This is a genomic window from Bradyrhizobium paxllaeri, from assembly GCF_001693515.2.
Classification (GTDB): Bacteria; Pseudomonadota; Alphaproteobacteria; order Rhizobiales; family Xanthobacteraceae; genus Bradyrhizobium; species Bradyrhizobium paxllaeri.
This window is the reverse complement of the sequence record NZ_CP042968.1, coordinates 7,073,657-7,086,239: the sequence shown is the minus strand read 5'-3', so window position 1 is coordinate 7,086,239 and position 12,583 is coordinate 7,073,657. Positions and strand designations below refer to the sequence as shown.

The window sequence follows — 12,583 nt, the reverse complement described above, 5'->3', positions numbered from 1 at the left end:
GTTCGTCGCATTCTCGCCGAAAAATGGACCGCATCGCGCGTCAAGGAGACTTGCAGGGAGGCCCGGCGGTTGCGCGGGTCGAAGGGCAGTTCAATGAGTATCGCTCAGGGTCAGGCACAGGACCGCGTGCGGGCAGCGCCTGCGCCTCGCGCCGTTTCCGGTCTGTTGTCGAAGCTGGCCGGAGACGATCCCGTCAACAGCGCGCTGCGCGCCAGTGCGCGCCGCATGGTCGGCGTCGCCGTATTCAGCGGCGTCATCAACATCCTGATGCTGTCGGGCTCACTCTATATGCTGCAGGTCTACGACCGGGTGATTCCGAGCCGTAACCTCGCGACGCTGTTCGGCCTGTCATTGATGGTGCTGTTCGCCTATCTGGTGCAGGGATATTTCGACGCGATGCGGTCGCGGATGCTGAGCCGGATCGCAACGCTGTTCGATGCGGGCCTGCAGGGCTCGATCCACTCGGCGCTCGCCACGCTGCCGCTGCGCGGGGTGAAGCCGGTGCTGATGCAGCAGCCGTTGCGCGATCTCGACCAGGTGCGCACCTTCATGTCGGGCATGGGACCGACCGCGTTCCTGGACATGCCGTGGATTCCGCTGTTTCTGATCGGGCTGTTTCTGTTTCACCCGCTGATCGGCTTCACGGCAATGCTTGGCACCGCAGCCATCATTGCCATGACATTGGTGACCGAACGGATCTCGCGCGGCGCGACCAAGGCGGCGATGGACATGAACGCGCAGCGGCAGGTGCTGGCGGATGCGACCCAGCGCAACGCGGAAATCATCCGCGCGCTCGGCATGACGGACCGGCTGACGGCGCGCTGGTCACAAGCCAATGAGCGCTATTTGCAGGAAAACATCCGCTCCACCGATGTCTATGCCAATCTCGGCTCGGCCGCGAAAGTGCTGCGCTACATTCTGCAATCGGGAATGCTGGGCATCGGCGCCTATCTCGTGATCGCCGACAAGGCATCGGGCGGCGTCATGATCGCGTCCTCGATCCTGATGGGGCGCGCGCTCGCGCCGGTCGAACTCGCGCTCGGCACCTGGAAGCAACTGGCCGCCGCCCGCCAGGGACTTACGCGCCTGCGCGACATCTGCAAGGCGACGGCGCCGCCGCCGGCGCCACCGGTCATGCTGCCGCGTCCCTGCCGCGAATTGTCGGTGCAGAATCTCGCGGTGGCAGCACCTGGCTTCGACATGCCGATCGTGTCCGGCGTCACGTTTTCGCTCAAGGCCGGTGCGGGGCTGGCGCTGCTCGGGGCGAGCGCGTCGGGCAAGACCTCGCTTTCCAAGGCGCTGGTCGGCATCTGGCCGGCGCATCGCGGCGCGGTGCGGCTCGACGGCGCCTCGCTCGATCAATGGCGCAACGAGGATCTCGGCCGGCACATCGGCTATCTGCCGCAGGATGTCGGCCTGTTCGACGGCACCGTGGCCGAGAACATCTGCCGGTTCGACGAGAACGCCAGCTCGGATTCCATCCTCAAGGCCGCGCAGATCGCCGGCGTCCATGACATCATCCTGCGCCTGCCGGAAGGTTATGCGACGCGGATCGGCGCCGGCGGCATCTCGCTGTCGGCCGGCCAGAAGCAGCGGGTAGGTCTCGCGCGCGCGGTGTTCGGCGATCCCTTCCTGATCGTGCTCGACGAGCCGAACGCCAATCTCGATGCCGACGGCGAGAACGCCCTGACCCGCGCCATCGCCATCATGCGCCAGAACAAATCCATCGTCGTCGTCATCTCGCATCGCCCGAGTGCGCTCTCCGCGCTGGATATGACGATGGTGTTGTATGAGGGCAAGGCGATCGCATTCGGCCCGCGCGAGGAGGTGTTCGCGCGCGTCCGCAACGCCAATGCCAAGGGAGCGCCGGGATCGCCGCCGGCCCCGCCACAGGCAAAGGCCGAACCGCGCGCAGCACTTGCCGAGAGCGTTCCATCATGAAGGGTTTTGATCACGTGCATAGTGATGAGAGAGCCGCGCAACGCCGCTTCGGTGGAACGGATGAAGACGTGGCGGCGCCGCAGGGCCAGGCGCTGATCCTCGAGCTGCAGCGATTGCGGCAGGCGTTCGAGCAGGACAACGTGCAGGACCAGCGACTTCGCCGTCCGCCGCAGGACGAACGTCCGGGCGCGCGGCGTCCGCGCACCGCCCGGCCGAAGCGGAAGAAGAAAGGCAAGATGGGTCGGGTGCTCGATGCGTGGCTCGGGCCGTTCGGGTCCCGGTCCGACGACGCTGACATCGAGCCTCCGCCGCCACCACGCCGCGGCCGCGCCGGGCCGCAGTTCACGCCGCCTCCGGCGAGCAACGCCCGCGGCCCGGCCGGCAACTCGTGGCGGAATGATCGGCATGCGCGCGGTCCGATCATCGCGCCCGACGACCCGTCGCTGCTGAACATGCCGAGGTCGAGACCGGAGCTTTTGCAGATCGACGACAGGCGCGAGCCGCCGCGCATCGAGGCACCCCAATTGGCACCGCCGAGCCCGGCAGGCCCGGTGCCGCGCGAGCGTTCGGTGACGAACGTCGTCCGCAACGGCCTGACCGCCGGCGTTGCATTCCTTGCCAATCGCGATGCGGCCGTGGAAGCGCCGGGCGCGTCCGGCGAGAGCATCATGCAGCGGGCGGGCCGCGCCTTCGAGCGCGAGTTGCGCACCGGCTTGCGGGCGCTGCTCGTCGTCGGCGGGCTGGCGGGCGGCTGGATGGCGCTGGTGCCGCTGTCGGGCGCCGTGGTGGTGCCGGGCAATCTGGTGGTGCAGTCCAACGTCAAGGCCATCCAGCATCCGACCGGCGGCGTGGTGGCGCAGATTCCGGTCCAGAACGGCAAGCGGGTTACCGCCGGCGATCTGTTGCTGCGGCTGGATTCGACGCAGGCCCAGGCCAGCCTTCAGGTGGTAAGCAAGCAGCTCGATGAAATGCGGGCGAAGATCGCGCGGCTCACTGCCGAGCGCGACGGCCAGCCTCGACCGGCGATACCGCCGGAGTTGTCGTCCCGGCTGGAAGACAGCAATGTCAAGACGCTGCTCGCCTCCGAAGCCTCGCTGTTCAGAGCGCGGACGACGGCACGCGAGAGCCAGAAGGAGCTGCTGCAGAGCAAGGTCTCGCAGCTTGGCGAGGAGGTCGTGGGTCTCGAGGCGCAGGTCGCGTCCAAGGCCAAGCAACTGGAGCTGATCACCGGAGAACTCGGCGGCGTGCAGGAGCTGTTCGACAAGCGGCTGGTGCCGATAGCGCGGCTCACGACCCTGCAGCGGGAGAGTGCCAGAATCGAAGGCGAGCGCGGCCAGTTGATCTCCACGATCGCCGAGACCAGGGCCAAGGTTGACGAAGCGAAGCTTCAGATGGTCAGGCTCGATCAGGATGTCCGCACCGAGGTCGTCAAGGAACTCGGCGAGGCCCAGGGCAAGGAAGCCGAGCTCAGCGAGCGCAGCGTCGCCGCGCGCGACGTGCTCGAGCGCATCGAGATGCGCGCGCCGACATCGGGCGTGATCCACCAGCTTAATGCCCACACCATCGGCGGCGTCATTCGCGCCGGTGATACCATCATGGAAGTGGTCCCGGATTCCGACGATCTGCAGATCGAGGCGCGGCTGCAGCCGAACGACATCGATCAGGTGCGCAAGGGTCAGCAGGCCTTTGTCCGCTTCTCGGCCTTCAACCAGCGGGTGACGCCGCAATTGATCGGTCAGGTGTCGTATGTCTCGCCCGACACCACCCGCGACCAGCAGACCGGTACGTCCTATTTCACGGTCCGGATCATGCTCTCGGAAGAGGAGCGCCGCCGGCTCGCCGGGCTGCAGCTCGTCTCGGGCATGCCGGCGGAAGTCTTCATGCAGACCGGCAGCAGGACCATGCTGAGCTACCTGTTCAAGCCGATCCTGGATCAGTTCGAGCGCGCTTTTGTCGAGCGGTGAGGGGGCAGGGTAGGCTTTTCGGCGCGTCGTCGCAAATCTTGCCACCGCAGATGGTATCGCTATATCAGGGCTTTCCTTTGGCCTTGTTCCCAGCGAGCCCCGAATGACGACCACCACCGCCCCCGAATCCCAGCCGTTCCAGGCCGAGGTTGCCGAACTTCTGAACCTGATGGTGCACTCGGTCTATTCGGAGACCGACATCTTCCTGCGCGAGCTGATTTCGAATGCGTCGGACGCCTGTGACAAGCTACGTTATGAGGCGATATCGGCGCCCGAACTGATCGCCGACGGCGCGCCGCCCGAAATCCGCATCAGGCCGGACAAGAACGCACATACACTTTCCGTCATCGACAGCGGCATCGGCATGGATCGGCAGGAGCTGATCGACAATCTCGGCACCATCGCACGCTCCGGCACAAAATCCTTTCTCTCCCGCCTGACGGAAGCCAAGGACGGCACCAATCTGATCGGCCAGTTCGGCGTCGGCTTCTATGCCGCGTTCATGGTCGCCGAGCGCATCGTTGTGACCAGCCGCCGCGCCGGTTCCGATCAGGTCTTCGTCTGGTCGTCCAGTGGCGGCAGCGGATTTGAAATCGCGCAAGCCAGCGACGAGGATGCAACGCGCGTCACGCGCGGCACCGAGATTGTCCTGCACCTGAAACAGGACGCGTCAAAATATCTCGAGGGTTTCGAGATCGAGCGCATCGTCCGCGCCTGGTCCGACAACATCCAGTTTCCGATTCTGCTGGTGCCGGAGGAGGGCGAGCCGCGCCAGATCAATTCGGCCAGCGCGCTGTGGCAGCGGCCGAAGTCGGAGCTTTCGCCGGAAGATTACAAGCAGGCCTACCAGCAGGTCGCAGGTGCCTTCGACGAGCCCGCGATGACACTGCATTATCGCGCCGAAGGCCGGCAGTCCTATGCGGTGATGCTGTTCGCGCCGTCGACAAAGCCGTTCGACCTGTTCGACCAGGCGCGCAAGGGCAAGATCAAGCTCTATGTCCGCCGCGTCTTCATCGCCGACGACGCCGATATCCTGCCGGCTTATCTGCGCTTCGTCCGCGGCGTGATCGACAGCGAGGACCTGCCGCTCAACATCTCCAGAGAGATGTTGCAGAACAATCCGCAGCTCGCGCAGATCCGCAAAGCCGTCACCGGCCGCGTGATTTCGGAATTGGAAAATCTCGGCGAGAAGGAGCCCGAGGCGTTCGCCAAAATCTGGGACGCGTTCGGCCCCGTGATCAAGGAAGGCATCTGGGAGGACTTTGAGCGCCGCGAGAAGTTGCTGGGCCTGTCGCGCTTCACCACGACGAAGGGCGAGAACCGTTCGCTGAAGCAATATGTCGAGGATCTCAAGCCGAACCAGACCGACATCTATTACCTCACCGGCGACAGCGTCGAACGGTTGAAGGCGAATCCGAAACTGGAGTCCGCCACCGCCCGCGGCATCGAGGTGCTGCTGCTGACCGATCCGGTCGATGCGTTCTGGACCTCCGCGCCGCTCGATTTCGGCGGCAAGCCGCTGAAATCCCTGAGTCAGGGCGACATCGATTTCGCCCTGATCCCGCTGCTGGATGACAAGGCCGAGGACAAGAAGGAGGTTTCAGGCGCGGACGAGGCCACGACGATCGCGCTGATCAAGGATGCGCTCGGCGAGCGCGTCTCCGACGTGCGCGCCTCGCAGCGGCTGACCGCGAGCGCGTCATGCCTGGTCGCCGGCGGCGGCGCGCACGACCGCATGCTCGAGCGGCTCTTGGCGATGCAGAACAAGGCGCCCACGACCAAGCCGATTCTCGAGATCAATCTGCGCCATCCCCTGGTCGCGGCGATTGCCGACGACAAGGATGCCGCGAAAGACCTGTCGTTCCTGCTGCTGGAGCAGGCGCAAATCCTCGATGGCGAACTGCCGGAAGACCCGGCCGCCTTTGCCAACCGGCTCAATCAACTGGTGCTGCGGGGAATCGCCAAGGGGTAGGACGATCTGCCGCGCCAACCGATTCCAGGATCGGCCGTATCTGCTAGAAAGTTGGACCTCCAACCCGGATCGCCATGACAACGTCTGACGGCACCGATGTTTTCTACGGCGCGATCCCGGTCTTTCGCGGCTTCGGCAGCCTGATGGACCCGGCGATGTATGCGCCGTTGCCGGACGACTGGACCGTCGGCGTCGCCGACATCGTGGAATCGACCAAGGCGATCGCCAACCAGCGCTACAAGGCGGTCAACATGGCCGGCGCCGCGGTCATTGCCGCCGTCACCAATGCACTCGACGGGCGCGAGTTTCCGTTCGTGTTCGGCGGCGACGGCGCGAGCTTTGCGGTGGCGCCCAGCGACCTCGCGCGCGCCCGCGAGGCGCTGGCGGCGACCGCGGCATGGGTCAAACAGGATCTCGATCTGGTGATGCGGGTGGCGCTGGTGCCGGTAAAGGACATCCGCGCGCAGGGTTTCGATATCAAGGTCGCCCGCTTCGGCCCGTCGGCCAATCTGTCCTATGCGATGTTTTCCGGCGGGGGTTTGGGGTGGGCCGATGCCGCGATGAAGCGGGGCGAATTTGCCGTGCCGGCGGCAGAGCCGGGCACGCAGCCTGATCTCAGCGGATTGTCGTGCCGGTTCGAGGAAATTCCATCGACGCGTGGGCTCATTCTTTCCGTGCTGGTGGTGCCCACCAAGAGCGCCGATCCGCTTTGCTTCCGCAAGGTGATCGAGGATATCATCCGCTTGGTCGAACGGTCGCCGGATGCCGGGCGGCCGGTGCCGGCGGGCGGTCCGCCGTTGCGCTGGCCGCCGGCCGGCGTGGAATATGAAGCGCGCGCCGCGCGTGGCGGTCCGCTGTTGAAGCGGCGCACGGTGGTGCTGGCGGTGACCCTATGGGCGTATGTCGTGATGCGGTTCGGCATCAAGGTCGGCAATTTCGTGCCGAAGAATTACGTGCAGCAGGTGGTGGAGAATTCCGACTTCCGCAAATATGACGACGGCCTGCGGATGATCCTCGACTGCACGGTGGAGCTGGAACGCGAACTCGCCGCACTTCTGGCCAACGCGGCATCCGAGCGGATCGTGCGCTACGGCCTGCACCGGCAGGACGCCGCGATGATGACCTGCTTCACGCCCTCGGTGATGCGCAGCGATCACGTCCACTTCATCGACGGCGCCCGCGGCGGCTACGCCACGGCAGCGTCCGCGCTGAAGGCGATGGCGGCGTGATGCGAAGAAATCCGTAGGGTGGGCAAAGGCGCGACGTGCCGTGCCCACCATCTGTCCAAGCCGTTGCTATGAATGGTGGGCACGCTTCGCTTTGCCCACCCTACGAAATCGCTATCGTCCCACCCGGGTCCAGTTCTCGCCGCCGCAGATCGCGCCGACGCAGCCTTCGACGCGCAGCGTATCCGGACCCGCAACCGAAACGCTGCTCGCATAGGTGCCGCCGTCGTCGGCGTTGTAGATCTGGCCCGACCATTTGTTGGCCGCGGCAGGCTGCATGCCGCTGAACAGCGGCAGGCCGATCATCGGCCGCGTTTTCAGCGCCGGATTGGGATTCTTGTCATCGACCTGCGGCTTGCCGGTGGCCGGATCGACCGGCTCTTTCAGCCCGACGATCGTACCGCAGAGGCCGCCACCGCATTTGCTGACCTTCACCCGCGCGTCGCCGGCCTGGGTCTGCCAGACGCCCGTGGGATCACCGGCGCCTTGCGCGAAGGCCGATGGTGCGGTCAGCAACGCCGCCGAGATCGCGATGATGAAAGGTGCCTTGCAAGCCATGAATGATTCCTTCGAAAAAGCAGGCCTGCATAGCAACAAATCAGATTTGTGCAACGTCGGATTGAGCGCAACTTTCCGTGGAGCGCTCACTTTCCCCAGCGCGTGAGACGAACCGAGAGCGCGGTCGTGAGGCCGAACAGCACCATTGCGCCGCCGACCAGCGCAAACAGCGTCCAGGCGGGCGCGCCCGAGGAGGCCAGCCACCAGCCGCCGACCGCGACCAGCACCAGACGCAGCGTCCCGGCCAGTACCGGCCCGCCGACTTTTGCCGCGCCTTGCGAGGAGAAATAGAGGCACACGCCGAGGCCGAAAAAGCCGAATCCCGGGCCGGCCCAGCCGAAATAGGAACTGGCGGCCGCGGTCACGCCGGGATCGCTGGTGAACAGCGACACCCACAGCATCGGCTTGATCGCGACGATCAGTCCGACAAACCCCACGGTGAGGCCGGCTGCGGCGGCCGCCGTCCATGCCACCCGTCGGGCGCGCGCAACAAGCCCTGCGCCAACAGCCATGCCGATCATCGGGACCGAGGCGACGCCGAACGCAAAGGTGATCGGGATCAGCAAGAACTCCAGCCGCGACCCCATGCCATAGCCGGCCAGCGTCTCGGTGCCGAAGCCGGCGAGAATCTTGGTGAAGATCAGGATGGTCAGCACGCTCTGCAGCGGCGACAGGCATGCGATCGCGCCGACCTTGAGAATGTCGATGAACATGTCGCGCTGGAAGGCGAAGGCCCTGACACGCAACGTCAGCCGGCTGCGGCCGCTGAGGAGATACCACGCCAGAAAGGCCGCGCCGAGCGTGAAGGCTGCGAGCTGGCCGGCGGCGACGCCGCGCATGCCGAATTGCGGCAGGCCGAACAGCCCGAGGCCCAGGGCGCCGCCGACCGCGACCTGCACGACGGCGATGCCGATCAGCGTGATCGACGGAACGCGCATGTCGCCGGTGCCGCGCACCACGGAGGCCAGCGTGTTGACCAGCCAGATCGCGATCGCGCCGGAGAACAGCACGTGCGAATAGTGCATGGCCTGTTCGAGCACGCCGCCGCGCCCGCCGAGCATCGTGTAAAATGCACGGCCGAAGACCAGCATCGTCACCGTGAAAAACAGTCCGGCGCAGGCGCCGATCATCGCCGCGTGCAGCGCCAGCGTCGCCGCGCGGTCGCGATCGCCGGCGCCGAGCGCGCGGCTGATGGCGGAGGTAACGCCGCCGCCCATCGCGCCCGCCGACATCATCTGCGTCAGCATCGCGAAGGGAAACACCAGCGCGATGCCGGCCAGCGGCTCGGTGCCGAGCCGGCCGATATAGGAAGTCTCGGCGACCGCGACCAGCGTCGTGCCGGCCATCGCGATCGCATTGGGAAGCGCGAGCTTCAACAGCGTCGGCAGGATCGGCGAGGTGAGGAGCGCATTGGCCGGCGCGGCCGGAACGGCGGCGGGGCGCATGTCGAGCGGGGCGTCAATGGTCATGCGTCACGTCATCCAAATTCAATAGATTACGGATGACATACTATCCTGCCGATGTGTCGCAAGCCAACCCGCGCCGCTGCAGGGGTCACCACGGCAGGCCGCATAGGTCGATTATTCCATCGCGCGGCTTGCGCGTGAAATCGAACACGTATGGCGCCATCGCTTCGAAGCGAATTCTTCCCTCCGGCTGCTCGGCATAGACCTCGCCCTTGAACGTATGCCAGCCGCGCGCTTCATAGAACGCTTCATTGTGCGGCTCGCAGAACAGGAGCGCGAATCGCACCGCCTCGTGGTCGCGCAGGGTCCTGATCGCGGCGTTCAGCGCCAGCGAGGCATAGCCGCGCCCGCGGCAGTCCGGCCGGGTCGAAACGCCGCCGATGCCGCCGATCTGAACCTTGCGTCCGTCCCAGGTGGCGGTGCGGAAATAGACGCCGACATGGCAGGCGAGCCCGGGCTGGGCTGCGTCCTCCGGCGCGTCGATCAGCACGCGCAGGTCGGCATGGGCCCATTTGACGTGGCCCCAGGACAATTTTTCTACGATGTCGCGCGGCCAGACCGCCTGCATCAGGGGTTCGGCCCGCTTCCAAGAGGAATCCCCGTTCAGGACGTCGATCTCGATGCTCATTTTCATCACCATTGTCGCGCCAATGCTTGCGGCTGCCATACCCGTCATACGCTGGACGCGGAGCGGTGTTACCGGGAAGGCCGTCCCGTTCTTGCCAAATTGCGGTGTTTATGCGCAATGGAACCTTCTATAAGGGTTCCCGTTAGACCACGTTCTCCCATCAGTTCGGACATCACCCCATGACCTTCACGCTGCCCAATCTTCCCTATTCCCACGACGCCCTTGCGCCCCACATGTCCAAGGAAACGCTGGAATACCACCACGACAAGCATCACCAGGCTTACGTGACCAACGGAAACAACGCGATCAAGGGGACTGAATTCGAAGGCAAGTCCCTGGAGGAGATCGTCAAGGGTTCGTTCGGCAAGAATCCGGCCGTGTTCAACAATGCCGGTCAGCACTATAACCACCTGCATTTCTGGAACTGGATGAAGCCGAATGGCGGCGGCAGCAAGCTGCCCGGCCGTCTGGAAAAGAAGATCACCGAGGACCTCGGCGGTCTCGACAAGTTCAAGGCCGATTTCGCCGCCGCCGGCGTCGGCCAGTTCGGCTCCGGCTGGTGCTGGCTGTCGGTCAAGAACGGCAAGCTCGAAATCTCCAAGACCGCGAACGGCGAAAGCCCGCTGGTCCATGGCGCCACGCCGATTCTCGGCTGCGACGTCTGGGAGCACTCCTACTACATCGATTATCGCAACCGCCGTCCCGACTATCTGAAGGCGTTCTGCGATCATCTGATCAACTGGGACTACGTCGACGAGCTGTACGGCAAGGCCGGAGCGTAAGGCACAGTCATTCCGGGGCGCGAAGCGAACCCGGAATCTCGAGATTCCGGGTTCGTCGCTTCGCGCCGCCCCGGAATGACAATCGATTGAATTTCTAAGAGGGCGGTAGCTGCGGCTGCCGCCTTTTTCGTTGCGGTGTGCCTTCCAATCCTTGCGGTGACCGCCCTGGTGCGGCACAACCGGCATGCCGGACTTCGTGACGTGGAAAAATTGCTGCGATGAGCTATCTGCTGGTCTTTGTCGGTGGCGGCCTCGGCGCGACGCTGCGCCATCTCATCAACGTCACCTGCGCCCGCTGCATGGGCACCGGCTTTCCCTGGGGCACCTTCATCATCAACATCACGGGCTCGACCGTGATGGGGCTGATCGCGGGCTATCTCGCCTTCAAGGGCGAGGCCTCGCAGCCCTGGCGGCTGTTCCTGATGACCGGCATCCTCGGCGGCTACACCACGTTCTCGGCCTATTCGCTCGATGCGGCATTGCTCTATGAGCGCGGCGAACTCACGCTGGCGGCGCTTTACGTGATCGGCTCTGTCGTGCTCTCGATTGCCGGGTTGTTCGCCGGCCTTGCGCTGGTGCGCCAGTTCACCTGAACCAATAACCCGTACGAACACGGGCCGCGTGACATGCCCGCATGGCCATGCCTGAGAAGCGCATGGGTATCGTGCGAGCTTCCGTTTGCGTCGTCACATCAGCGGGACTAAGCAGGGTGAACGAGCATCCCCCGCCCACACGATCGCCTTGTCAGAACCTCCGATAACAGATCCGGCGCCAGCCGACGACGCCGAGCCGAAGCCGCGGCGTGCGCGCAAGCCGATCGGCTGGTCGATGATCGTGATCGGCGCGCTCGTCGCGGTCTGCGCGGCGATCGTCTGGCGGCGCGATGGCATCGATGGCGTACTCAAGATCCTCACCCATGACCTCTGGCTGTTCGGCGAAATCATTCCGCGCGTGCTGGCCGGCTGCCTGCTCGGCGCCTTCATCGCGGAAATTCTGCCGCACGAAAAAGTCTCGCGCTCGCTCGGTCCGGAATCAGGCCTGAAGGGCTTGCTGATCGGAACCGCGTTCGGCGCGATCCTGCCGGGCGGCCCCTTCACCGCCTATCCGGTGGCGGCGGCGCTGCTCACCGTCGGTGCGGATTTCGGCGCCACCATCGCCATGGTGGTGAGCTGGACGCTGATCGGCTACGGCCGCGCGGTCGCCTGGGAGCTGCCTATCCTCGGCACCGAATTCACGCTCTGGCGCGCGGTCATCTCGCTGCCGATTCCGGTATTGGCAGGCTGGCTCGGCCGTTTCGTCTATGTGCGGATCTACCCGAAGGGAGAGCCGTCCGAATGACGCTCTCCGCGCTGATCATCGACGTCACGCTGTGGGGCTCGGTCGCCATTCTCGGCTTCATGGCCTGGCGGCGCGGCCGTGTCGTGCTGGTGTCGTCGGTGCGCGAAGGCTCGATGGATTTCATCAACATCGTGCCGCGCATTGCGCTCGGCGTCATCGGTTCGGGCTACATCGCCGCCGTCATCCCGCCGGAAGTCATCACTGGCTGGCTCGGCCCCGACAGCGGCTGGTTCGGCGTGCTGACCGCTGTCATCGCGGGCGCTGCAACGCCCGGCGGCCCGGTGGTCGGCTTCTCAATCGGCGCGGTGGCGCTGAAAGTCGGCGGCGGCACGCCGCAGGTGATCGCCTATGTCGTCGCCTGGGCGCTGTTCGCCTTCCAGCGCATGATCCTATGGGAAATCCCGTTCATGCCAGCCAGGTTCGTCTGGTTTCGCGCAGCGGTGTCGGTGCCGTTTCCGTTTCTCGCGGCGGCGATCGCGATGGTGATCGGGAAACCGTGAGCGGAAAGGCTGCTCGCGAGGCGGTCGGCAAAAAGGCGGTCAGTCCAAAGTTGGCGCGTCCGCGGGGCAGAGGTCCTGCCGCATGACTTGATCTGGCGCAGCGCTACCTCCCGTACCCGCGGCCATGGCCCCAATCGAACGACCAGGACGCTTGATCTATGTCAAGCGAAGCTCAACCGGCAAAAGCACGATTGAAGCCGCGGGGACT

The 12,583-nt window shown here is 65.2% G+C and carries 11 protein-coding genes; 8 read left to right on the top strand and 3 right to left on the bottom strand.

Translation table 11 applies throughout. The annotated features are described in order from the left end of the window. Window positions 1–225 precede the first annotated feature (225 nt). The 4 genes from LMTR21_RS33910 to LMTR21_RS33895 all read left to right on the top strand — a co-directional run bounded on the left by LMTR21_RS33910 (window position 226) and on the right by LMTR21_RS33895 (window position 7,106). On the top strand, window positions 226–1,941 hold the full coding sequence (locus LMTR21_RS33910; protein ID WP_065752243.1) for a type I secretion system permease/ATPase: 1,716 nt from the start codon (window positions 226–228) through the stop codon (window positions 1,939–1,941). Continuing rightward, window positions 1,938–3,905, top strand: a complete 1,968-nt coding sequence (locus LMTR21_RS33905; RefSeq protein WP_141688204.1) for an HlyD family type I secretion periplasmic adaptor subunit — start codon at window positions 1,938–1,940, stop codon at window positions 3,903–3,905. Before LMTR21_RS33910 ends, LMTR21_RS33905 begins: the two co-directional genes overlap by 4 nt. A gap of 103 nt (window positions 3,906–4,008) precedes the next feature. Further along, a complete protein-coding gene (gene htpG / locus LMTR21_RS33900; protein ID WP_065751892.1) occupies window positions 4,009–5,877 on the top strand; it encodes a molecular chaperone HtpG in 1,869 nt (622 codons plus the stop codon). 74 nt (window positions 5,878–5,951) lie between these two features. After that, a complete protein-coding gene (locus LMTR21_RS33895) occupies window positions 5,952–7,106 on the top strand; it encodes a DUF3095 domain-containing protein (RefSeq protein ID WP_065751891.1) in 1,155 nt (384 codons plus the stop codon). 111 nt (window positions 7,107–7,217) lie between these two features. Here LMTR21_RS33895 and LMTR21_RS33890 read toward each other — a convergent pair whose 3' ends face one another. The 3 genes from LMTR21_RS33890 to LMTR21_RS33880 form a co-directional block, all read right to left on the bottom strand. Continuing rightward, window positions 7,218–7,661, bottom strand: a complete 444-nt coding sequence (locus LMTR21_RS33890; RefSeq protein WP_065751890.1) for a DUF2147 domain-containing protein — start codon at window positions 7,659–7,661, stop codon at window positions 7,218–7,220. 86 nt (window positions 7,662–7,747) lie between these two features. Further along, window positions 7,748–9,130 carry an MATE family efflux transporter gene (locus tag LMTR21_RS33885; RefSeq protein ID WP_065751889.1) on the bottom strand — a complete coding sequence of 461 codons (1,383 nt, stop codon included), beginning with the start codon at window positions 9,128–9,130 and terminating at the stop codon, window positions 7,748–7,750. 85 nt (window positions 9,131–9,215) lie between these two features. Continuing rightward, window positions 9,216–9,755 (bottom strand): GNAT family N-acetyltransferase, encoded by a 540-nt coding sequence (locus LMTR21_RS33880; protein ID WP_065752241.1) that lies wholly within the window; start codon window positions 9,753–9,755, stop codon window positions 9,216–9,218. 179 nt (window positions 9,756–9,934) lie between these two features. Here LMTR21_RS33880 and LMTR21_RS33875 point away from each other — a divergent pair, with 179 nt between their 5' ends. From LMTR21_RS33875 to LMTR21_RS33860, 4 genes are all read left to right on the top strand, one after another. Continuing rightward, window positions 9,935–10,537 carry a superoxide dismutase gene (locus LMTR21_RS33875; RefSeq protein WP_065751888.1) on the top strand — a complete coding sequence of 201 codons (603 nt, stop codon included), beginning with the start codon at window positions 9,935–9,937 and terminating at the stop codon, window positions 10,535–10,537. A gap of 218 nt (window positions 10,538–10,755) precedes the next feature. Next, a complete protein-coding gene (gene crcB / locus LMTR21_RS33870) occupies window positions 10,756–11,130 on the top strand; it encodes a fluoride efflux transporter CrcB (protein ID WP_065751887.1) in 375 nt (124 codons plus the stop codon). Between the two features lie 148 nt (window positions 11,131–11,278). Then, window positions 11,279–11,875 (top strand): permease, encoded by a 597-nt coding sequence (locus LMTR21_RS33865; protein ID WP_065751886.1) that lies wholly within the window; start codon window positions 11,279–11,281, stop codon window positions 11,873–11,875. Next, window positions 11,872–12,375, top strand: coding sequence for a hypothetical protein (locus tag LMTR21_RS33860; RefSeq protein ID WP_065751885.1), 504 nt, complete (start codon window positions 11,872–11,874; stop codon window positions 12,373–12,375). Before LMTR21_RS33865 ends, LMTR21_RS33860 begins: the two co-directional genes overlap by 4 nt. Window positions 12,376–12,583: the final 208 nt, after the last annotated feature.